The 22,767-nt window shown below is 37.8% G+C and carries 25 protein-coding genes and 1 other annotated feature; of the genes, 19 read left to right on the top strand and 6 right to left on the bottom strand.

The annotated features are described in order from the left end of the window. Window positions 1-139: 139 nt before the first annotated feature. Window positions 140-1,093, top strand: coding sequence for a DNA/RNA non-specific endonuclease (locus D3873_RS09495; protein WP_205536256.1), 954 nt, complete (start codon window positions 140-142; stop codon window positions 1,091-1,093). Window positions 1,094-1,270: 177 nt separating this feature from the next. Here the strand turns inward: D3873_RS09495 and D3873_RS09490 are convergent, their stop codons facing one another. Further along, window positions 1,271-1,750, bottom strand: a complete 480-nt coding sequence (locus D3873_RS09490) for an immunoglobulin-like domain-containing protein (protein WP_119883811.1) — start codon at window positions 1,748-1,750, stop codon at window positions 1,271-1,273. A gap of 50 nt (window positions 1,751-1,800) precedes the next feature. Next, window positions 1,801-1,950: a hypothetical protein gene (locus D3873_RS13430; RefSeq protein ID WP_162920179.1), complete on the bottom strand. Its 150-nt coding sequence runs from the start codon at window positions 1,948-1,950 to the stop codon at window positions 1,801-1,803. 635 nt (window positions 1,951-2,585) lie between these two features. Between D3873_RS13430 and D3873_RS09485 the strand changes: the two genes are divergently transcribed. The 12 genes from D3873_RS09485 to D3873_RS09430 all read left to right on the top strand — a co-directional run bounded on the left by D3873_RS09485 (window position 2,586) and on the right by D3873_RS09430 (window position 10,318). Next, the gene (locus D3873_RS09485; protein WP_119883810.1) at window positions 2,586-2,834 is read left to right on the top strand and encodes a hypothetical protein; all 249 of its coding nucleotides are present in this window, start codon (window positions 2,586-2,588) and stop codon (window positions 2,832-2,834) included. A gap of 509 nt (window positions 2,835-3,343) precedes the next feature. After that, window positions 3,344-3,781 (top strand): hypothetical protein, encoded by a 438-nt coding sequence (locus D3873_RS09480; protein WP_119883809.1) that lies wholly within the window; start codon window positions 3,344-3,346, stop codon window positions 3,779-3,781. A 77-nt stretch (window positions 3,782-3,858) separates the two neighbouring features. Further along, entirely contained in the window at window positions 3,859-4,398 is a 540-nt protein-coding gene (locus D3873_RS09475) for a GNAT family N-acetyltransferase (RefSeq protein WP_119883808.1), read from the top strand. A gap of 552 nt (window positions 4,399-4,950) precedes the next feature. Next, window positions 4,951-5,511 carry a dihydrofolate reductase family protein gene (locus D3873_RS09470; RefSeq protein ID WP_119883807.1) on the top strand — a complete coding sequence of 187 codons (561 nt, stop codon included), beginning with the start codon at window positions 4,951-4,953 and terminating at the stop codon, window positions 5,509-5,511. Window positions 5,512-5,900: 389 nt separating this feature from the next. Further along, window positions 5,901-6,476 carry a dihydrofolate reductase family protein gene (locus D3873_RS09465; protein WP_119883806.1) on the top strand — a complete coding sequence of 192 codons (576 nt, stop codon included), beginning with the start codon at window positions 5,901-5,903 and terminating at the stop codon, window positions 6,474-6,476. Between the two features lie 284 nt (window positions 6,477-6,760). Continuing rightward, on the top strand, window positions 6,761-7,042 hold the full coding sequence (locus D3873_RS09460; RefSeq protein WP_119883805.1) for a hypothetical protein: 282 nt from the start codon (window positions 6,761-6,763) through the stop codon (window positions 7,040-7,042). Between the two features lie 35 nt (window positions 7,043-7,077). Continuing rightward, the gene (locus D3873_RS09455; protein WP_119883804.1) at window positions 7,078-7,590 is read left to right on the top strand and encodes a GrpB family protein; all 513 of its coding nucleotides are present in this window, start codon (window positions 7,078-7,080) and stop codon (window positions 7,588-7,590) included. A 480-nt stretch (window positions 7,591-8,070) separates the two neighbouring features. After that, the gene (locus D3873_RS09450; RefSeq protein WP_119883803.1) at window positions 8,071-8,376 is read left to right on the top strand and encodes a hypothetical protein; all 306 of its coding nucleotides are present in this window, start codon (window positions 8,071-8,073) and stop codon (window positions 8,374-8,376) included. A 117-nt stretch (window positions 8,377-8,493) separates the two neighbouring features. Beyond that, on the top strand, window positions 8,494-8,970 hold the full coding sequence (locus tag D3873_RS09445) for a hypothetical protein (RefSeq protein ID WP_119883802.1): 477 nt from the start codon (window positions 8,494-8,496) through the stop codon (window positions 8,968-8,970). A gap of 194 nt (window positions 8,971-9,164) precedes the next feature. Beyond that, window positions 9,165-9,572 carry a VOC family protein gene (locus D3873_RS09440; RefSeq protein ID WP_119883801.1) on the top strand — a complete coding sequence of 136 codons (408 nt, stop codon included), beginning with the start codon at window positions 9,165-9,167 and terminating at the stop codon, window positions 9,570-9,572. Between the two features lie 90 nt (window positions 9,573-9,662). Next, complete coding sequence (locus D3873_RS09435; RefSeq protein WP_119883800.1) at window positions 9,663-10,040, top strand: hypothetical protein; 378 nt, start codon at window positions 9,663-9,665, stop codon at window positions 10,038-10,040. Between the two features lie 50 nt (window positions 10,041-10,090). Further along, entirely contained in the window at window positions 10,091-10,318 is a 228-nt protein-coding gene (locus tag D3873_RS09430; RefSeq protein ID WP_119883799.1) for a hypothetical protein, read from the top strand. A 239-nt stretch (window positions 10,319-10,557) separates the two neighbouring features. On the opposite strand, the gene D3873_RS09425 is transcribed toward D3873_RS09430, so the two are convergent. Then, entirely contained in the window at window positions 10,558-12,294 is a 1,737-nt protein-coding gene (locus D3873_RS09425) for a methyl-accepting chemotaxis protein (RefSeq protein ID WP_119883798.1), read from the bottom strand. A 279-nt stretch (window positions 12,295-12,573) separates the two neighbouring features. On the opposite strand from D3873_RS09425, the gene D3873_RS09420 reads away from it, so the two are divergent. After that, a complete protein-coding gene (locus D3873_RS09420; RefSeq protein WP_119883797.1) occupies window positions 12,574-13,863 on the top strand; it encodes an MDR family MFS transporter in 1,290 nt (429 codons plus the stop codon). Between the two features lie 101 nt (window positions 13,864-13,964). After that, window positions 13,965-14,236, top strand: a binding site (T-box leader). 59 nt (window positions 14,237-14,295) lie between these two features. After that, window positions 14,296-15,516 (top strand): MFS transporter, encoded by a 1,221-nt coding sequence (locus D3873_RS09410; protein WP_119883796.1) that lies wholly within the window; start codon window positions 14,296-14,298, stop codon window positions 15,514-15,516. A 52-nt stretch (window positions 15,517-15,568) separates the two neighbouring features. On the opposite strand, the gene D3873_RS09405 is transcribed toward D3873_RS09410, so the two are convergent. Then, on the bottom strand, window positions 15,569-16,837 hold the full coding sequence (locus tag D3873_RS09405; protein WP_119883795.1) for an Nramp family divalent metal transporter: 1,269 nt from the start codon (window positions 16,835-16,837) through the stop codon (window positions 15,569-15,571). Window positions 16,838-17,084: 247 nt separating this feature from the next. Between D3873_RS09405 and D3873_RS09400 the strand changes: the two genes are divergently transcribed. Then, window positions 17,085-17,534 (top strand): GNAT family N-acetyltransferase, encoded by a 450-nt coding sequence (locus D3873_RS09400; RefSeq protein WP_238473765.1) that lies wholly within the window; start codon window positions 17,085-17,087, stop codon window positions 17,532-17,534. A gap of 92 nt (window positions 17,535-17,626) precedes the next feature. Here D3873_RS09400 and D3873_RS09395 read toward each other — a convergent pair whose 3' ends face one another. Then, window positions 17,627-18,403, bottom strand: coding sequence for a DUF817 domain-containing protein (locus D3873_RS09395; protein WP_119883794.1), 777 nt, complete (start codon window positions 18,401-18,403; stop codon window positions 17,627-17,629). 157 nt (window positions 18,404-18,560) lie between these two features. Between D3873_RS09395 and D3873_RS09390 the strand changes: the two genes are divergently transcribed. From D3873_RS09390 to D3873_RS09380, 3 genes are all read left to right on the top strand, one after another. Beyond that, window positions 18,561-19,325 (top strand): serine hydrolase, encoded by a 765-nt coding sequence (locus D3873_RS09390; protein ID WP_119883793.1) that lies wholly within the window; start codon window positions 18,561-18,563, stop codon window positions 19,323-19,325. A gap of 231 nt (window positions 19,326-19,556) precedes the next feature. Next, window positions 19,557-19,892, top strand: a complete 336-nt coding sequence (locus D3873_RS09385) for a metal-sensitive transcriptional regulator (protein WP_119883792.1) — start codon at window positions 19,557-19,559, stop codon at window positions 19,890-19,892. 74 nt (window positions 19,893-19,966) lie between these two features. Next, complete coding sequence (locus D3873_RS09380; RefSeq protein ID WP_119883791.1) at window positions 19,967-22,375, top strand: heavy metal translocating P-type ATPase; 2,409 nt, start codon at window positions 19,967-19,969, stop codon at window positions 22,373-22,375. Window positions 22,376-22,398: 23 nt separating this feature from the next. Here the strand turns inward: D3873_RS09380 and D3873_RS09375 are convergent, their stop codons facing one another. Continuing rightward, on the bottom strand, window positions 22,399-22,752 hold the full coding sequence (locus tag D3873_RS09375) for a VOC family protein (protein WP_119883790.1): 354 nt from the start codon (window positions 22,750-22,752) through the stop codon (window positions 22,399-22,401). Window positions 22,753-22,767: the final 15 nt, after the last annotated feature.

Below are 22,767 nucleotides of genomic sequence, written 5' to 3'. Positions count from 1 at the left end.
TGAAGAAAGTAGGAGCTGGAAATATTCCGATTTGTATTCAGCTCGGTTTATCTTACAATGGCGAAAAAAGCATTTTTGTCCTGTTTGACAACCAAGATTTCATTAAAACAACTAGAAGAAATTACAGGAGATTTTTAACGTGAAGAAAAACGATCTTTTTTTACTAACCTTTTTCATAGCAACCATATTAACCGGTTGCACGAATGAAACGGTTACATCCATTACAAATGAAGAAAAAGTTGCGCAAGAAACGCACGCTTCTGATATAGAGCAAGAGAGTGAAAAAGAAGAGCCCCTTCCAACTGTTGTGGAGGAACAGGTAAAAGAGGAACTAACGCCAGAACCGAAAAGCGATCGTTTTGAAGGTTACAATCAGATAGATGTAGATGGAGACGATATGTCCGGCTATCGTGAATCGAATGTGGTCGTTGACGTTGGATTCGGAGACCGCGAATATTGGGCTTTTACGAATGAATACGGGCAAGTCGTTCGGGTCATTGCAGAAAAAATCATTTTGCAAGATGATTCCCTTGAACCTGTCTTATCTTCTGGTAGATATTATTCAGATGAAGCAAAAGTTCCTGGAGTGAATAGCGACACGTTAGATGCGGGACATATAATAGCGGATTCTCTCGGTGGAGTGGCAAATGCCTATAATATTACCCCTCAAGATAGTACGCTTAACCGCCACGGGGATCAAGCATATATGGAAGACGTGATTCGTAAGGCAGGCGGGGCTACTCAGTTTGAAGCAATTATAACTTATCCATCCATCAAAACGCAGGTACCTTCTAGCTATCAATTTACATATACGGTACATGGAAATGTCATTGTGGATAAATTTGATAATGTGAACCCTGAAGAAGTAAACGGCTCGCAGACTAATAAGACGAGTGACGATCCGACTTCCACCAATTCAACCTCTAATAATGCAATTGTAGAAGGAGACGTTTCGAACATTGACATTAACGGTAATGGACAAGTGACAATTAAAGAAGCGAAGGCTGCGGGATTTCGTATGCCAATAAGGGAAGGTCATTGGTTATACCCCTACATGCATGATAACGACCACGATGGAATGGTCGGGGAGTAATTCACTGTTCATCTAGCATCTCACTAACACTCATCCATTCCTATTTACATGTTTCGATCCGTAAAACGTCTCTATAAGAAATCTCTCATGGAGAGATTTAGTAGGTTTGAATGCAGCTTGTTGTAATTAATTGAAAAAAAATGATAAGAAACATATTTTTGTTGAATTTCTCATACGTCATTCCACTTCAAATTCAGTAGCGAGGAAAGTTTGGTTCGAATCAATAAAGAATGATTTAACGATTCTATATGTTCCGGGAGTTAATTTGCTTTTTAAATTTGCCACTGGAACTTCCTCGCCTATTTTTTCCTTAGATCGTATCTCCCCAGTTACATCTCCAAATTCAAAACTTGCGTATGGTATCTCATACCACGTGCCGTTTTCATTTCTTTCAACATACATCCCATTTCCGAACACAACTGCTTCTTGTCCATTATTTTCGATAATTAGTGATACATTTTCAATAGGTGTCGTATAGACTTCTTTATCTGGATAAATATGTATATCCGTTGTGGGATCGGTAAGATGGTTTGATATTCCTGTGTCAGTGTTGTGGGGAGATATCTTCTCCTCTGACGAATCGAGCCTTGTCTCTTGGGAACAAGAAGTTAATAGCAATAAAACAATTACAATGGATAGGTAGCAGTATCTTTTCAACTTTAAACCTCCATTTATTGTTTGTTTGATGAGAACGTATCTTAGAAAAGTTATTGATTTTCTTTCTTTTTATGTATAAGTTGCTTCAACAATTCGTTTTGTTCATCTAATTTTCCGAGAATTTTTTCTGTCATTTTATCGAGTGTTACTGTGATAGAATACAGCAACAATAACATCATTATGACTATTCCTACTCCCACTTCTTCACCCCTTTTATATGTTTTTATTCCGGACTGTAATATTAGCATTTATGAAAATTACTTCAGACACTTTTTGAAGAACGATTACGAGTTTGATCTTATTTCCTGTAAAGATTGTCAGGGATTAAGAGAAGAGAGCTATATTAGTTCAATTTATTTTTACCCTGAAATTTCTGAATGATAAAAAATAGGAGAAGGGTAACAACTACAAGGCATAGCGCCACATACTTCATCAAATTAGTAGTAGTTGCAAGGTAAAATAATAATCCTAGTATAATCGTCGTAATTATTCGTACATAATTATCTTTGATAAAAGCTGTCAAAAGATCACCGCATTCTCTATGTGTTATTAATAATCCAAATCTTACATAAATCCTCTCAAGCAACTCTATTAAGCCACTAAAAATCTTAAGTTAAATCTTCCTCCATTATTTCGATAAATTTCGAAATAACCATCCATATTGTGGAAGGTAATGATATGATAAGTCTAGCAAATATTAACAGAATAGTCGAAATTATTTTTAGTTGATAATCGAGAGGAAATGAACGATCTCTTGAAAGCTGGGATCAACTACTTCAATTTAAGTGAATGGTTTGTAATAAGTTCTATTAAACTATTTAAGGAGAAAAGGATCATGAATGTTATGGTAGCGTTTGGATATATCTTTCCAACATTGATTGCGTTTATTTTCGTTGGTTATTTCGCACCTTTGATTGGTCTTGTTGTTGGATTTTTCTTTCATTTATTCATCATGATTTACGAGATTCACAGTGTTGTAGTACCGAAGGATAAAAGAGACAAAGTCTTAATCGCTGTGGAGAGATACAAACAAGAAAGAGAATTGAAAATAAGTCAAAGTGAAAATAATGAAAAATTTTCGTAGAGAGACCACTCAAGACGGCCCAAAAGAATTAAGAGTTGGAAGTAAGTAAAAATGTTTCATCTACCGGAAAATGAAAGAATTAAAATTTCGTACTTTAAAAGAACATGAAAATTGATGGATTACATATTCACGAAATAAAGGATGATGGTGTTATTTGAATGGGGTTCGCTTCTAGGGAGCTTTACTGTTGCTTTCATATTTGTTTTGATAAGAAACGTTTTGGATAAAAAGGACTTTCAGATCGTGCATTCGGCAATCGAAATAATTGTGCTTTCTGTTTTATTTCAACTAGTAAGCTGGCTATTTTAGAGTCTGTTTTAAAGGCATTGTGTCATGAAAATTACCAGATTCGGGTACCAGTACAAAAAACAAACGTTATTATTCAGACATTCCTGATCATTTAAACTGACATCATAGTTTTGTGCACTGGCGTCTGTACTAACAATAATAAAAGTTACATTTACGAAAATTCTCATTCATAGTCACGTGTATTAAGGAGGAAGTGCACATTGAAAAAAATTATCGTGTTGTTGGGAGTAATTGTCCTCACTTTATCTGCATGTTCAAACACAGGAACAGAAGAAGAGAAAAATAAAAGATTAGAAATTACGAACATGCAATTGGGTATTGGAGCGATAGATAACACAGACCAGTTAGAGATCCAAAAGTTTAGTTATGATTTAACCATAAGCAATGAAGAGAAACTAGCATTGAATGAGGAGTCAATTGAGATTGTCTTAACTGATTGGATGATGCAACATACACTAGAAGATAAAATGACGGAAAAAAATTTTGAGAGTGAGAGTATCCATATTAAAGGGTACGTCACTTTTAATACAAAAGGGTTATCCAAAAAGGAGATTATTGATCACTCACCATTTATAGAGGGAGTTAAAATGGTGAATAAAGCAGGTGAGGAGATTTTTTTGAAAAGCCAATTCCTTTAAGGCTTTTATTTACCTGCTAGGCGTATTTACATATATCTAGAGATCATGAATAAGAAAAAGATAAAGGGGATTATGTAGTGAATATTAGACCTGTCAAACAAGAGGAACACTGCATCACAGAAAAATTAGTTTTTGAGGTGTTCGAAAATACCACTTTTTCAGATGGATTAGTCGAAAAGACATTGATAAGAGAAATTAGAGAAAAAGAATACTACATACCTGATTTAGACCTTGTGGTAGAAGACAGTGGAGAAATCATTGCACATACGATACTTTCTAAGTTTCCTATCAGTAACGAGCATTCGAAAGAAGTGTTGTTGTTGTCACCCGTTACTGTAGCGATTAATAAACAGCGTCAAGGTGTAGGAGAATTTATGTTGCGGGAAGCCATTAAGATAGCAACAAACATGGGCTATCAAGGAATTGTGGTGGAAGGAGATTATCGTTATTATAGAAGATTCGGTTTTAGGACGTCGACCGAATTTGGAATTTACGCATCTGAGAAAAATCTCCCACCCTCAGAAGAGTACTTAATGGCTTTAGAGTTGAAAGATAGGGGATTAGAAACTATTTCTGGAGAAGTAGATTTTTCGTTATACAGCGCATTAGTACACTAAAATAAGGTTATATCCCACGTAATAATGGTTCCTAATTTTTTCAGAAAATGTAAGCTTTCAATAATTAAACCTGCGGCATGGTTTCGTGCTTTTGCAAACTAATTATAGAAATGTATTAAATACAACTATCGGTGGGGGAATAAAAATGCAAAGCATTATTCTTATTTGAAGCAACTTCAGTAGGTTATCAATCGTTTCACAACCTACTTATGTTTCAAAACTGGTTGCTAGCGAGTGGTCAATATAAAGGAAGATAATTATAGAAGAAACAAATTTAGAACCTATCAAAAACCTCAGCTTAGATGATGTGATTGTAGAAGTAAAATATACGACAATATTGTAGGATCTAAATTCCAATAAATCTTTACGCGACATTTAGACGTCTGCGTATAAAACAGAATTGTTTCTTCAGATATTCCTGGTCAATTCAACTTGCATATTACATACGTGAACTGACACCTGTAATGCCGTGATCTCTGGCTCTTTTGTTTACGGCATTTTTACAAACCGGTATTTACTCGATCTACATGATTCAAGGGAGGTTCAACGAAGGTGGAAAATGGATTACCGAGAAAAATAATTCTAGATTTAGCAGTAACTTTAGATGGTTTTATTGAAGCAGAGAACGGAGAAGTTGACTGGTGTATCATGGACGAAGAGATGAACTTTATTAATTTCTTACGTCAAATAGATACAATTCTATACGGTAGGAAAAGCTACGATGAATGGGGTGAGTATATTCCCGAAAATGATGCATCTGATGCCGACAAAGAGTTGTGGAATCTAATACATAGTAAAGAAAAATATGTGTTCTCGAAGACACAAAAAAGGTCAGATACTAATGTTATTTATCTAAATAAGAATATTCTTGAAGAAGTAAATACATTAAAGAATAAGCCTGGAAAAGACATTTGGCTTTATGGTGGAGCGAACTTGATAACAACTTTTGTCAATTTAAAACTTGTTGATGAATTTAGGTTGTCTGTTCACCCTGTAATATTGGGTAAAGGAAAACCGATGTTTATAGATATTAACAAACGAATGAATTTGAAACTGGTAAATACAAGAACGTTTTCATCTGGCGTTGTGCAACTAATCTATCGAGCAAATTAAACACAAACTACATTTTATGATCTTTTTGTTTCCTGATTTAACATAAGCTATAGCTAAATTATATAATACAGCTCGTACTCACGATTTTATCCACAAGAACTTTTGGAATAAAAAGGTGTTTAGTTATGTGCGTCGAATATTTACGAAATTGGGTGCAATTAAATTGGAGGCAATTGAAAATGGGATTTGGTGGCGTTTTTGTTTCATTACCACTTAGACTTTAGATCGTAATCTTTTCATGCAAAGAAGAGTTTAACAATTTTTTCTTAGAGAAACAATAAGGTTTTGATTGAGCACATTGTGTCTTCACTATGTAAGAATCACCACCTGTTGAACTTTGCTAAATGTGAGCTGGTTGAGTGTTGATCAAATACAAAGGAGAACTGAAAATGAGAAAACTTGTTTTATTCCTGCACGCATCGCTTGACGGCTTTGTAGAAGGACCGAACGGTAAAATGGACATTGGCTATATTTCTTACGATGCTGATTTAGAGAAACACGCGAAAGAAATTCTCAGTACTGCTGACACTGTCATTTGGGGACGTGGGACTTATCAGATGATGTACAGTTACTGGTCTTCAGGGCCATCAAACCCATCAGCTTCACAGTACGAACTGGATCATGCCGAGTGGATTGAAAAGACAGCCAAAATTGTTTTTTCCAAGACGCTGGAGAAGGTCGATTGGAACAATTCTAGATTGGTGAAAGAAAATGTCGAGGAAGAAATCAAGAACCTCAAAGAACAGCCAGGTAAGGATATGGTCATCCTCGGCAGTCCTAGGTTCGCACACTACCTTATGCAGCTTGATTTAATAGATGAGTATAAAATTACGGTTTCTCCTGTTTTGATCGGCAGTGGGTTGCCGTTATTCCAAGGTATCGAGGAGAAGATCACTCTTAAACTGATCGAAAATAAGACATTTGATTCTGGCGCAATTGGCTTGGTATATCAGACGGTTAGATAAGCTTGTCTCAAAAAATGTTTTTCGCTTACGGATTACTTCTGCAAAGTATTAATAGACACAATTCAGGGTTTTACAGTTCCTCGATCGTTATCATTTTTTACGTGAAACTCTTATTCGGTTAGCGTGAAAGTCAATTAGCTTGAAAAAAGTGTAACTTACAACACCAAATGAGACGCTATTCTTTGTAAAAATAATGTATTTCTTTAACAGAGCAGTTAGCAGTTATTTGAATAAAGGGGAAAATAAAGAAATTTACTACGACAACTTTCAAGGGAGTTATTTAAATGCAAAATCTGATTAGTAAAGAGAAACAGGATTGGACACGATGGAATTTAAGCATTCCTCTCGTTTTATTCCTTTTGGGGACAACTTCAGCATTATATCAATCATTTCCTAACTTATTTTTGTCTGAAAATGGTCTTCTAGCTAGTGCACAATATATAGGAGGTATCGTAGTTTTGTTTTTGTTAGTTGAAAGAGTAGGTTTGAATGATAAGAAGATACACTTTGCGTTAGCGATTTTACTAATACTTGCTGGTTTAATGTTGGATATGATCTTTATTTAACGAAATAAACTAGGTTGTAGAAAAGAGGAATGGCTATGAAAGTACGTTTAACGGAATACACGGATGAATGGCCGAGGAGATTTCAAGAAGAAATCGAACGAATCGAAAATCACCTTCCCATCGACGGAATGAAGTGGGAACATTTTGAAAGCACTTCAGTGAAAGGCATGAAAGCAAAGCCGGTGATCGATATAATCTGTATTGTGCCTACTATTGAACAAGTAGACGAACATATTCCATTCTTCGAATCGATGGGTTACGAATCGATTGGGGTGTATGGAATAACTGGTAGACGTTTCTTCCGTAAAGGGGGAGAAAATCGAACGCATCATTTACATATATATGGAGAAGGTAATTCAGAAATAGCTCGTCATTTAGCTGTTCGTGATTATTTGCGAGCACATCCAGTTGAAGTAGACTTGTATTCGGCAAAAAAAGAAGAGTTAGCAAACCAATTTGATGAAACAACTGAGTATAGTAAAGCCAAGCACTATTTCGTTTCTGCACTGGAGAAACGAGCGTTGAAGTGGAAACAAGAACAAACTTGAACCGAGTATTTGTGATCGTTGCAAATGCTCGGTTTTTTATGTATGTGAAATTTAATTATTTTCTCGTTCCTTACTAATAATTTGCTCTAGTAACTTGTTTTGATAATCTAATCTCTCTACCATTTGTTTCGCTAGTTTATCTACTGCCAGAACTAAAGAAAGCAACAAGAGTATGACAATGAAGGTTACGATTTCTATCCCTTTCCATTAAGAAATGTATCAAAAGTTATTCAAAGTAAAATTCTTCACAAAAGATTCTAGTGAAGATCAAATTGCTCCTAAATGCATCTTATATTGAAACTTCAAAAAACCCTCATATTCATTAGGCGAAAAAACGTTGATATTTCTTTAAAGTAGCAAATTAAATTTATTTGAAAACAGCATCCAATTTGTGGTAATGAATGATAAAATAAGCTTATCAATTATTTACTGAATAGTCGAAAATATTTTAGGTTCTGTTTGAAGAATAGGAGCATAACTATGTGGAAACCAATTCTATTTTCAATCATTTTTCTATTAGGTTGTCTACTCTTTATAAATATCACGGAATCTAAGAATAGAGAAAAAATCGCTTATGAGCACGCAAAGGAATTTGTTCAAACTAAATACAACGAAGCAAGTGATTTATCCAATGCTGGAATACGTTACGATGTTGGAAGAAACAACTATGCAGTGATTTTGGAAGACCAGAATCAAATCAGATATTATATTGAAGTGAAATTAGGTCAAGACCAAAACGTAATTTCGATTAATGATGAAACATCAACGATTAAACTAGCAAACTAAGTTTAGTACTTATTTTTACTAATTAGGAACCAAGTAAATACATACAATAAAAACTTATGTTAAGCGGAAATTTTTTACATATATACTTGTAATTAACTTGTTAGAGGGGATTTATCTTTGAAAAATTCATACAACAATTTTCAGCGTGTTAATTCTTTAAGTAATGCACATGTGGGGAGAGATTTTGAGGAGGTAGCTAAGAAGTATTTTAGACAAGAAGGAATAGAGTTAGTTAAAGATGTAGCTTTAGAAGTTGGTATATCAGAGAACAAAAAATTACATCGGTTCGATTTAGGGACACTCCCTGATGCTAGTCAAAAGGTGATTGTAGAGTGCAAATCTCATCGCTGGACATCCAGTGGTAACACCCCAAGTTCAAAGTTAACTGTTTGGAACGAAGCAATGTATTACTTTTATCTAGCTCCTCCAGGGTACCAGAAAATTTTCTTTATCTTGAAAGATTTGAGTGTAAAAAGAAACGAAACGCTAGCAGACTATTATGTACGTACATATAGCCATATGATTCCAAAAGATGTAGAGTTCTTGGAATATGATGATATAAATCAAACAGTTAGACCCATATTATTAAGATGAGATTTGCTTCTTATCATGCAAAATAGTTTTAAATAGTCTTCATATTTTTAAACGGTTACCTCCTGTAACATTCAACTTTCTGTTCAAAAATACAGTTTTTTAGATATTTGTTTTATTGGAGATTACATGTAATTTATTCATAGATTTTGAAATTAAATACTTCTCTAGAATTTAATAAAGGATGGTTGATTAAAATGAAAGCATATCTTCAACGTGTAGGAACAATTTATGTACCGGTAGAAAATCCGGAACGTTCATCGAGATGGTATCAAGAGAATTTTGGAGCAGTAGAAAACTATCGAGATGAGAATAAAGCAATTTTAGATATAGCGAATGTTAGTTTTTTTCTCGTGAAATCAATGCCTGGGGAGAAAGCGACATTTAAAGATTATCTAAATGTGGAACATTTCCTCCTAACGTTTGAGGTAGATGGCTTGGATAAGCTAAAAGAGTTTCATGTTGACTTAAAAGAGAAACAAGTTGAAGTAGGTGACATCGAAGATCGTGGACATGCTGGAAACAATTTTGTCTTTCAGGACTTGGACGGAAACAAGTTTGACGTTTGGAGTGAGCTGAGTCCAGGGTTTAAGGAGAATTTCTAGAATTAATTCTTCTCACTTTTCCTAAGAGAGATTTATAGGTTGTCTGATTCCATTACACTCATTTTAACAATAGTTTATCGAGGTGAATGCATGAAAAGATTGTTCATCGTGACGGTGACTCTGCTATCAATGCTAGCAGGATGTGATCAAATTGAGTTTACTCCAGCTGTACAAAATGGAAATCCTACCCCGAAAGACTTTTTAGATAATGAAGATGCAGACATTTTTGTTCTGGATGGAATGGTTTATTCCAATGCAGAAGATGTTGATTGGGTGCTTGAAACGGAGTATGTCATGGGAGAAGAGATAGGTGAAATTAAGAAACAAGCGACTAGCTCGTTTGGTTTTAACGATTCGACATCTAATATACTTCCCGTTGGCACGAAGATTTATAATACAAACTCACCACTCTACATCGCCATAGTGGAGGGGAAGGAAATACCCTACTTAAAGATGGTGGAAGGCTAGAGTAGTGTTGCGAAACCAATGTAAGTAATAAAACTTTGGAGAAAAACGGGGTGAAGAAAATGGTTATACTTCTCTATATAATTCCTACGCTACTTGCCACAATTTTTGTTGGCTTTTTTGCACCGATCGTCGGTATTATTGTTGGGTTTTTTATTCATCTATTTATCATGGTGTATGAGATACATAATGTTGTGGTGACAAAAGATAAGCGAGATAAAGTGTTAGCAGCTGTCGAGGATTATAAGCGGGAGAGAGCGTTACAAGAAGCGGAAAGTTAAGAGTTATTTGTTCCTAAAACCAAAACATGTAAGATAGAGGGAAAAATACCCGGGGTACATTACAGGAAGGATAGCGTTCATCTTCGCAATCTATCTCCAATGTCTTTGTGGTATTTAGCAACGGAAGGTCCATTCCCTATTTCAATTATTAATGCATCGTTTATCCTACTTTCATGTATTCATAATAAAGCAGAAGACAATTTTCATCTGTCTTCTGCTCTTTCTGTACTATTTATTCTTTATCCAAGTTTAAATTCTGCGACTATACCACTTAGTTCTTCTGCCATTTTCGCAAGAGCTGCTGAACTTGCTGCAACTTCTTGCATAGATGCGCTTTGTTCTTCAGATGCGGCAGCAATAGATTCTGATTCAGCAGACGAGTGCTCGATCATTTCAGCTGTTTTAGCTGTCGATTCGACCATGCTAGCTGTTCGTTGATCTAATGTTTTTACCGCCTGAAGCACATTGTTTGCTGCTTCCGAGATAACAGAAGAAGCTTTTTCAATTTCATTAAAGCTTTCACCTGTTAAGTTCATTGCCAAAATACCAGCAGAGACAGATTCTTCACCGTCTTTCATAAATGTGACAGATTCTTCGATACCATTTTGAATATCGAAGATGAGTTCTTGAATTTGTGATGCAGAATTCCCGGATTGCTCTGCAAGTTTTCGAATTTCACCTGCAACTACTGCAAATCCTTTGCCATGTTCTCCTGCGCGGGCTGCTTCGATTGCTGCGTTTAATGCCAGTAGATTTGTTTGTTCCGCAACTGCTGTAATAAGGGAAACAATGTTACCAATCTCGGTGGATTTATCTCCGAGTTGTTGAATCGAAAGCGATGCACGGTGTGATTTTTCTTGAATGTCGTGAATTTTCTCTTCTGTGTTTACCACTCGATTTTTTCCTTCTGCTACTTTAAGAGATGTTGTTTCAGTTGATTGTTGAGTAGCGACTAAATGGTCTTTAATACCACGAATACCTTCGGAGATTTCGTGAACAGCTTCTTGAGAAGATCCAGCTTGTTGTGTTTGCGTTTCTGCATTTTCCGAAATCAGTTGAATCGAACTTGCGATCTGCTCGGAGGCACGATTCGTTTCTTCTGCACTAGCTGTCACTTCTTCAGAAGAGGCAGCTAGTGTGTGTGAGACTTCCTGGATACGAAGAATCATCGCACTTAAGTTATCTTTCATTTTCGCAAGACTGTTTCCAAGTTCTCCAATTTCATCTTTTCGTTTAAATGGCTCAAATGTTCCAGTGAGATCATTTTCACTTAAACGGTTTAATTGATGTTTCACTGCATTTATTGGACGTGATAGATGGTTCGAAAGAAGATAAATAATGACCGCGCCGACAATTAAGGAAATTCCAATCGTCCAGGCAAGTATCCACAGTATACTGTTAGACTGTGCGTTAAAATCTTCCATATACGATCCTGCTGTAACGACCCAACCCCAGTTCGGATCGAGGTCGTTATACATAATTTTCTCCCCAATGCGGTCGGGATTGTCTGGAAATGCCCATGAGTACTGGACAAACCCACCACCGTTTTGAGCAGCTTTGATTTGTTCTTGTACAAGAAACTTTCCATTTACATCTTTCACATCAATGACGTTTTTACCTTCTAATGAAGGATGGGCGACTTCGTTTCCTTGTTCATCATAAACGACGAAATATCCATTTTTACCGAGGTCAATAGGATTCGTATTTGGACGTGTTCCATCCGCTTGTTTTTCACCGAGTAAGTATGTTTTGACTTGTTCTTGTGCTTCTTCTAGTGTAATTTCTCCAGCATCTACTTGTTGTTGGTAGCCATCAATCATTTGAATAGCTTGTGTGACGGCATTTTTGATCATTGTCTGACCAGATTCGTTCAAACTGTTTTTAGCCGTTATGTAACTTATTGTCCCGATTAATAAAGATGGAACCAACAGTAGAATAAACGTAATGCTTAATAATTTCCCTCGAACACTTCTCATTTAAAAACTCCTTTATGTACAAGATAACGAATATATTATCGGTATAATAAATGGAAAATGAAGGGGGAAATTTACTTCTTTATTTAATTGTTTAGAAATAAATGGATGATGATAAATACACTACATTAAAGGTGAAGGTTCTTATAATTAAACAACATGAGAATTTTGAACGTAGCATAATTGGAAAAAAGAGGTATGGTATACTAATCTCCGAAATAAATATAGAGAGATCTTTGACTTCTAGAAAATGTTGTCAAAGTGGGGTAGGGGGAAAAAGAGATGAGATTTCGAGATTTTCATCCGAATATAAAGCTGCGAATTATTTTTGGATTCTTTAGCGAAATTATTGGAAGTATGATCTTTCCATTTATGGCGATTTACTTCACCATACATTTTGGTGCGAAATTAACAGGAATTCTATTAATCGTAAACGTCATTATCGGAGCGCTTGTTGGTTTTTATGGAGGCTATTTATCGGATAAAGTGGGACGAAAAAAGCTTATGGTAGCAGCAGAAGGTATACGCTTTGTTTCGTTGATTGTGATGACAATTGCAAATTCACCATGGTTTGAATCGCCAATGATTACGTTTCTCATGTTTTTAGTAAGCAGTATTTGTTGGGGAATTGTAGGACCGGCAACGGATGCAATGTTAATTGATGTCAGTAAGCCTCCAGAACGTAAATTGATGTATGCCATCATGTATTGGTCAGCGAATTTGTCTATTGCCATCGGTGGTACAATCGGTGCCTTTTTATTCGAATCGTATTTATTTGAACTATTTATCGGAATGACGATTATGTCCGCTATTTTGTTCATCGTGATTACGTTCTTTATTACAGAAAGTTATATTCCGAAGAAGTCAGAGGGACCTACTGAAAAAACGAATGCGTTAAAAGAAATTGGTTACATGTTTAAAAGTTATAAAGTAGTAGCTCTTGATAAGATCTTTTTGTTATTTATGCTTGCAGGGATGTTCATCCAATCACTTGAAATGCAACTGACGAATTACATTGCTGTGCGCCTACATCAAGACATGACAGACCAGACATTTCTTCTTTGGTCCATCGATGGGTTGAAAATGACCGGATTATTGCGTACTGAAAATACGGTGCTCGTTGTTCTATTTGCAGCACTCGTCATGAAATGGATTCAAAGCTATAAAGATAAAAGTGTGTTTTTATGGTCCATCGTGCTATTTACCGTTGGCTACACAACCATTAGTTATTTTAACAACGTGTGGATTTTGTTTATTGCCATGTTAATTGCAACAATTGGAGAGCTAATGCGCGTACCTGTTCAACAAAGTTACATGGCTGCTCTTCCACCAGATGACAAGCGAAGTAGCTACATGGCGGTATTGGGATTCTCGTTTCAAGGCTCGATGATTTTAGCGTCTATTTCCATTACACTAAGTGCGTACTTCTCTCGGGAAGTCATGAGCTTGTTGTTACTTTTGACTGGTGTTCTTGGCTACATCATTATCGCCCGTATCATTCCAGCGTTGGAACAGCGGACGAACGATCACTTAAAAGCGCACGAAGAAGAATTAAGAGCGCAGCTGCAATAAACCAATGTTCAAAAGGCTTAGATTTCCTTTCAGAACAAAACTGTCTCTGAAAAAATTTCTCTATATACAATTTAATTTTACGTGTGCTATGATTAAGAACAATAACAGCGATGAAGAGAAGAGTACGTGAATTGTTTTCTTTGACAGAGAGCCCTGGTAGCTGCAAAAGGGTAAGAGAAGATTTGCCGAAACAAGCCTCTGAGCTTTGCACAGGACTTGTAAATGTGTGTGGTTTACTTGAGATGGTGTGACGGATGCTCCCGTTAGAAAGCTATAGTATACGCAAGTTTTTTTTGCCGTACTTGAAAAGGTGCTAATGGTGACATTAGGACAAACTGGGGTGGTACCACGACATGTAACTCTCGTCCCCAAGACAAATCGTCTTGGGGGTGGGATTTTTTTTATTCCAAAAAACATGTCGGAGGATTCATGATGGAGAAAAGAAATTGGCGCGTGTTGACTGTTTACTTAAGTGCAGTGGGTATTGCGAATATTGGAAGTTGGATTTATTTACTAACGATGAATTTACTTGTTTTTGAGCGGACTGGCTCTGCGCTTGCAGTTGCCGGTTTATATATGATTAAACCACTCGCATATATGGTCGTAGGATCTTGGGCAGGAAGTGTCATTGATCGAGTTTCCACGAAGCATCTCATGATTTTCTTAGATATTGTGAGAGCAATTCTTGTTCTGACTCTTCTTTTCGTAGACTCTTTATGGCTCGTTTATATGGTCGTGTTCATCATTCAAATGAGTGGAGCAGTATTTGAACATGCATCCTTTAGTTACATGACACGTCTACTGCCAGAACAAATACGTTTAAAATTCAATGCTTTACTTAGTTTTGTTCAATCCGGTGCCTTTGTTTTGGGACCTGCCTTAGCTGGGTTTTTGTTCATCTTAGGTTCATGGAAGATGTCATTGCTTGTTAATATCGGGACGTATATTGTGTCAGCTTGTCTCGTAAGTGTGTTACCTAAACTAACGGTAGCTGAACCGACGTCGACGCGATTTAATCTTCAGGAAGTTATAAGCGATTGGCGATTAGTATGGAATTTCAGTAAAGTGGCTATGCCGTTTGTGGTTATCTATATGGTGTTTCAATGCGTGATGTTGTTGACAGCTGCACTCGATTCGATGGAAGTAGCTTTTGCAAAGGAAGTTCTTCACTTATCGGATGCAGCATACGGTTCTTTAGTAAGTGTGGCAGGGATTGGATTTCTAATGGGGGCTGCACTCACGAACGGGCTCGTCCGAATGGTTACCGCGAAGCAATTGATGAGTATTGGAACATTATGTCTAGCGATGGGATATCTTATCTACAGTTTTTCTACAACGTATGTAGTGGCAAGTATCGGATTTTTCGTCTTGTGTTTTTTCCTTTCCCTCGCAAATACAGGTTTTCTTACGTATATTCAAACATATATTCCGATTGACATGATGGGCAGAATTTCAAGTCTTTATGGCATGGTCTCTCATACCGTACAACTTCTGGTCGTTTTTACGATGGGTATTGTGGCAGACTGGTTTTCCATTCGAGAAGTAGTCATTGTGGGATCAGGACTTATGTTCGTTGTAGCAAGTTATTTAGCAGTCACCGTATGCCGTTCGACGTTTCAATCGATGGAGAACCAAGCGGTGGGAAATGAATAGCAGAAGAAACGAAAACATCCTAGCGATTTGAACCGCTAGGTTGTTTATTCATTTAAAGGAGCTGCACGATGGTTTGAACAAGTAAAAACACATTCAATGTGATAATGATTCCTGCAATACCCCAAGCGAGCACTTTTGTGATTGGTTTGTTCACGAGCGTTCCCATCAGTTTTTTGTTGCTAGTAAAGACGATTAAAGGGATTAACGCAAATGGTATTCCGAACGATAAGATGATTTGGCTAAGGACAAGTGCAGCAGAAGGATTAACACCTAGTGCGATAATCACGAGCGGTGGGATGACGGTTATAGCTCTTCGAATATAAATAGGAATACGCTTGTTAATGTATCCTTGCATGATGATGTCACCTGACATCGTCCCAACGGATGAACTCGCAAGTCCTGATGCAAGTAAAGCAATACCAAAGATAATGGAGGATGCTGGACTGACGAGTGTTCCAAATTGATGGAATGCGACTTCTAAGTCCTCGACACCTAATTTGTTTGTATGAAATAACGCCGCTGCGACAATGAGCATACAAGCATTGACAGCCCCGGCTATGACCATTGCTAGTAAAATATCGATGAATTCAAAACGGAAAATTCGTTTCCGTTCGGCTTCCGTTCCACCCACAATACGACGTTGTGTTAAAGCGGAATGTAGGTAGATGGCGTGTGGCATAACAGTTGCCCCTAATATTCCGGCAGCTAACATAATACTATCTTTTCCTTGAAATTCCGGTGTGAAAAGTCCTTGGATAACACTTGAACCGTCTGGTTTTGCAAAGAATACTTGTAATCCGAATGCTAGAACAACGATAAAGACCATGCCGGTAATTCCAGCTTCTAAACTTCGATATCCTTTTCGTTGCAACATCAGGATGACGAACGATCCGATTGCGGCGATAAAAGCGGCAGGTAAAAGCGGGATGTCGAATAACAAGTATAATCCGAGCGCTGCCCCGATAAATTCCGCTAAGTCCGTTGCAATAACGACTAACTCTGCTTGGATCCATAATAATAAATTGGATACGCTCGAGAACGTCTCTCTCGATACTTCCGGTAAATTTAGTCCTGTCGCGATACCTAGCTTTGCTGATAGCGACTGGATAAGAATCGCCATTAAGTTAGAAGTAAGAACAACCCATAGTAGTAAGTAGCCGTAATGCGATCCAGCAGAAATGTTTGTAGCGAAGTTGCCTGGATCGATATATGCCACACCTGCGACAAAAGCGGGTCCTAAAAAAGGCAGAATACCAACTTTTCGTTTTGAAGTTGGTTTTGCTGTAAATGAAGTAACTCCTGCGTTTTCAAAAATTTTCATCGTGTAACACCTACTTTTTATTTTCCTAAGGAATATATTTTAGTTATAGGAATAAAAGTTTCCTTAAAGAAACTATATGCTACTTATCGAGAAATGGCAACTGCTAGGTGGTGAAGAAATGCAATTTATTGTCTGGTAATTATAAGTTAGATGTAGATGTCTGTTAGCTATAGAAATAAACCCTTCAAGAAAATGATAAAATGAAAGTACAATTTGGATTAGGACAAGTTTGAGGGGAGGTTTTTCTTTGGCGAATCATCAGTATAAGACGGTAAATTTTGAACCGCGGTATGCCTTTGAAACGGTAAATATGTGGAGACTGTCGAAGGAAAAAGCAATTGGACAGAAAGAAATACATAGTGTAGAAAATCATCTGCAGTTTTTGAATGATGTATTGACGAAGCAGTATCAAGTGAAGGTTGTTTTAGATGAAGAATCAGTCATTGGAATGATTGCCTATAACGAGGAGGAAGTTAGCCAGTTATATATTGATCCAGCATATCAAGGGCTTGGCATCGGGCAAATGTTGTTAAAGGAGGCGAAAAACAACTCGTCAGGAACGTTAAGCTTATATACGTTTGAAGTGAATACGCTCGCTCAGCAATTCTATGAAAAAAATGGATTTCGGATTATGGCGCGCGGAACCGAGAACGAAGAAAACTTGCCAGATATACGATATGAATGGGAACGAGAATAACCTCGGTAGAATTAATAGGTTTATCTAATAGTCCAAGAAAACAACTCAAAAGGGACTGTTCGAGCTTGTCTATTTAGTACATACGCTGCAATTTATGTCTCGTGTTGCAGCGTATGCTTTACTCGTTTTAACGTAGCTACAATTAGAAAACTGACAATCACAAGTAACAACCATGAACTTACTTTTCCTAAATGAACGAGGCTCCATGCATCCACTTGATCGGGATATTGCCATGCACCAAAATACGTAGCAATATTTTCCGCTATCCAGATGAAAAAACCGATGAGGAAAAAGGATAAAGTTAGCGGCATTCGATACCGAATGCCATTTACTCGATACGTGACAATTGTTTTCCAGAAAACAATAAGAACCGCTGTGCTCAATATCCACCGAATGTCTAACCAAAAATGATGCCAGAAGAAGTTCAAGTAGATGGCTGCTGTGAGTGGAACTACTACGTAATAAGGTGGCCATTTTAGAAGCTGCACGTTCATACGATTCCACGCTTGGCATAAATAACTCGCTACACTGGCATACATAAATCCGCTATACAATGGAACGCCGAAAAATTTTGTGTAGCCTTCGTTCGGGTAAGACCATGAACCCATATGCACTTTAAATAATTCAAGTGCCAGTCCAATGAGATGAAAGAGTGTGATGACTTTTAGTTCATCTCGAGATTCGAGGCCAGAGTACACCATACCGACTTGAACAGCTAAACATATCAGTAGAATCCAGTCGTACCTTGGAAGAAAGGGAAGTTCTATCCATTGGGTTAACGCGAGGGTGGCGAAAATGATCACTGGAAAGATGCAGGCCTTTGCTTGCATCCAACCAAAATGCCATAGCTGTATGATTGCCTGTTTCATAATGCACTCCTTTAGTAAAAAATGATTTACGGTGCTTTTAAAATGAAAAACTTCACATATATAATGATTTTCAATACATATTAATTGATTATCGATAAATAGCATTCATTTTGACGATATGTAAGTTGAAAAGGTTCATGAAAGGGGAAGAGGAAAGTTGCTAGAAATTTTAAGTAAAATAGACGAAACAAACGAAGGGGTATTTGCTTATGCCATCGCTTCGGTAAGAGGGAACCAAAACCTTCACTCGTTTCAAACGAATGAAGTAATGCCTCTCGCTTCGGCTGCAAAAGTAGCCATTGCTTATGCTGTGACGAAATTGGTGGAAGCGCAACATCTATCGTGGGAAGACAAACTAGACGACGTTTTATTTGATCCTAAAGAAGACAGCAACGAACTTTATCCACACTTAATAGGAAGAAGCTCCATTCAATTGGGTGAAGCAATAGAAGTCATGATTGCTTGTCACGATAGCATTGTGGCAAAGCTAATTGTTACGTGTGCTGGAGGGTGGGAGAAAATCAATCGGTTAATATCGGAGAAATTTCCATCGATGCATGTAACGGAAAATCCGCGAGATGATAAAAATATCGGAACGGTAGAGGATTTATTCGCCATGATGAACCAAATTCGAAGCGGTTATGAGAGAAATCCATTTCGATGGAGTCCTATAATTCGTGGGCTTGTTAGACAACGAGGAGAGAATGGAATTGTGCCAAGTCATTTAATCAGTCACATGACAGGAGGATTGGAACAAGCTTTACTTAATATTGGATTTATAGGAAACTATGCCGGTGAACAATATATTTACGCCATAGCTGCAAAAAATGTTCCGAACAGATCTGAGAACACCACGGCTGATATGCTTGCGAAGGAATTTATCGAGAATATCTATCGACATCTTTTCTGTGAAGGCAATTAAAACATATTAGGCAAGGAAAAAGATATGGAATCAAGTTTAATTTAGACTTAAAGTAAATAGAAATTTAATAAAGTAAACTCAGGTTATCGGTTGCTATTCACACTTATACCCTGCTCAGGAATACAATAAATACTTTTCCCATTATTTTAATAACATAAAATTTTACATACCCCATATGGGTATGTTATTTTTATGTACAAGAAGAAAAGTAGGATAGTCGAGGTGAAAAAGATGGCGAAAGAACAGGTGGAAGAGTTAATTACGGTGGAATTACCGAATGATGGAGTTAGAACGAGTCACCATTCACATGAAACGAAGAAGAATTTGGTGACGAGATTGAATCGTATTGAGGGTCAGATTCGCGGAATTAAAGGTCTAATCGAACGGGATACGTATTGTGATGATGTCATTACCCAAATTTCTGCAACGCAGTCTGCGCTAAATAGTGTGGCAAAGATTTTACTGGATGGACATTTAAAATCGTGTGTTGTGGACCGTATTAAACAAGGCGATGAAGAAGTTTTAGATGAAGTACTGATTACGATACAAAAGCTAATGAAAAAATAATCTCCGTGTTGCATGTGCAAACGGAGAATTTCTTGGAATAAAATATACCCCATATAGGTATTGGAGGTAAAACGATGACAAAAGAATCAGAAGTAACGTTAGATGTAATTGGGATGACATGTTCTGCTTGTGCCAATCGAATTGAAAAGGGCTTGGCAAAAATGGATGGTGTTGAATCTGCCAATGTTAATTTAGCGTTAGAGCGTGCGACCATCCAATTTGACGCAGAAAAAGTAAATCCGTTTGACTTTCAAGCAAAGATTCAAGATTTAGGATATGATACAAAACTCGATAAGTTGGAAATGGATATTACAGGTATGACGTGTGCCACGTGTGCGACACGAATTGAGAAAACGTTAAACAAACAACCAGGTGTAGCAAAAGCGACAGTAAATTTAGCACTCGAAAAAGCGTTGGTTGAATACTACCCAAGTGCAATGTCCGATCAAGATATAGTGCGAAAAATTGAAGATGTCGGATACGGGGCAACCATTAAACGGGAAGACGGTGAATCAGTCGATCATCGAGTCGAAGCAATTCGTGAGCAAAAACGAAAATTTATAATTGCTGCGATTTTTTCATTCCCATTATTACTCGCGATGGTGACGCATTTTGAGTTCACGTCGTTTATCCCACTACCAGATATTTTCATGAATCCTTGGTTCCAATTCGCACTGGCAACGCCGGTTCAATTTTGGATTGGGAAGCAGTTTTATGTTGGTGCCTATAAAGCGTTGAAAAACAAAAGTGCGAATATGGACGTACTCGTTGCCCTAGGGACCTCGGCTGCTTATTTTTATAGTGTTTACTTAGCAATTGACTCCATTGGTGCAATGCACACACCTGCCTTGTATTTTGAAACGAGTGCGATTTTAATCACGCTGATCATTTTAGGGAAATTGCTAGAAGCGAAAGCGAAAGGTCGTTCCTCCGAGGCAATTAAAAAATTAATGGGTTTGCAAGCAACTACAGCGACAGTCATTCGTGATAACCAAGAACAAACGATTCCACTGCAAGAAGTTCTGGTCGGTGACATTGTGGCAATCAAACCTGGTGAAAAGGTTCCCGTGGATGGTGTCATTACAAAAGGTGCCTCTGCAGTCGATGAATCGATGCTGACGGGGGAAAGTATTCCGATTGATAAGACGATCGGAGACACAGTCATTGGTGCAACGCTCAATCGAAATGGTTATTTGGAAATGAAAGCAACGGGTGTTGGTAAAGATACAGCACTTGCACAAATCATAAAAGTAGTAGAAAACGCACAAGGCACCAAAGCGCCGATTCAACGGATGGCGGATAAAATTTCCGGAATTTTCGTGCCGATTGTTGTAGGACTTGCGGTACTAACGTTTATCATTTGGTTTACGCTTGTCACTCCTGGTGATTTCGCGAATTCGCTCGAGAAATTTATCGCGGTTCTTGTGATAGCCTGTCCATGTGCGCTTGGTTTAGCAACACCGACATCGATTATGGCGGGCTCAGGGAGAGCAGCGGAGTATGGCATTTTATTCAAAGGCGGCGAGCATTTAGAACAAACGCAAGCAGTGGATACAATTATCGTCGATAAAACTGGAACAGTGACGAATGGAAAACCAGTTCTTACAACTGTTCAACCTGTGTCTAGTGTGAGTGAAGAAGATTTTCTATCAATCGTCGCTTCTGTTGAGAAGCAGTCAGAACATCCTTTAGCGGAAGCGATTGTCGAAGGTGTACGAGAAAAAGGCATTGCATTGAAAGAAGTGGAAGAGTTTACCTCTGTCACTGGTCGAGGCGTACAAGGGAAAGTTGACGGTGTGGAGGTAGTAATTGGCACCGAAAAATGGATGACCGAACTAGGTGTCAGTCTTTCATTCACAGAAAAAGAAACATTAGAATCAGACGGTAAAACGGTTATGCTTGTGGCGTTTGATGGCACGTATGCCGGACTGATTGCCGTTGCAGATACGGTAAAAGAAACGTCCAAAGAAGCGATTCGAAAACTACGAGAAATGGGAATCGATGTGTGGATGATGACTGGCGATAACGAACGAACTGCACAAGCGATTGCGAAAGAAGTAGGGATTGATCTTGTACTTGCAGAAGTTTTACCTGAAGGAAAAGCGGCAGAAGTGGAAAAACTACAGTCGCAAGGCAAGAAAGTGGCAATGGTTGGAGACGGTATTAACGATGCGCCAGCACTTGCGACGGCGGATATCGGGATGGCAATTGGTACAGGGACCGATATTGCGATGGAAGCAGCAGACATTACGTTGATACATGGTGATCTACGAAGTATTGCGGATGCAATTTACATGAGTAAAGCGACGATTCGAAACATCAAACAAAACTTGTTCTGGGCTCTCGCTTACAATACACTTGGAATTCCTATTGCGGCGCTCGGACTGCTTGCACCATGGTTAGCAGGTGGAGCAATGGCATTGAGTTCCGTTTCTGTCGTGTTGAATGCACTTCGGTTACAGCGAATAAAATTGAAAGCATAATAAAAAGCAACGAGATGATTCGCTCACTCGTTGCTTTTTTCTGCGATTTCATGCACATTCCCAAATGGATCTGTAAAAGCGGCATAACGCGCTTCCGTCGGTTTGGTATGTAAAAATTGCACGCCTTTTTCCTGAAGTTTCGCGAATGTATTGTGTACATCACCTACATGAAATACAAGTACCGTTCTCGCTTCATTGGAGTAATCGCCGGTTTCCGTTTTCTTATCTGCTTGAAATAGAACAAGTTTTTGAGGACCCATGGAGAAAACGAGTCGATTAGGTTCCTCATGAATAAGCGGAAGTTCCAGTATATCTTGGTAAAACTGTTTTGCTTGTTGTACGTCGGTCACGAAGACCATCACATAGCCAAATTCCATTGCACTACTCCTAAC

This window comes from Paenisporosarcina cavernae (genome assembly GCF_003595195.1).
In the GTDB taxonomy this organism is placed as follows: Bacteria; Bacillota; Bacilli; order Bacillales_A; family Planococcaceae; genus Paenisporosarcina; species Paenisporosarcina cavernae.
The sequence above is the reverse complement of the archived record's forward strand: the minus strand, read 5'-3'. Positions and strand labels throughout refer to the sequence as shown.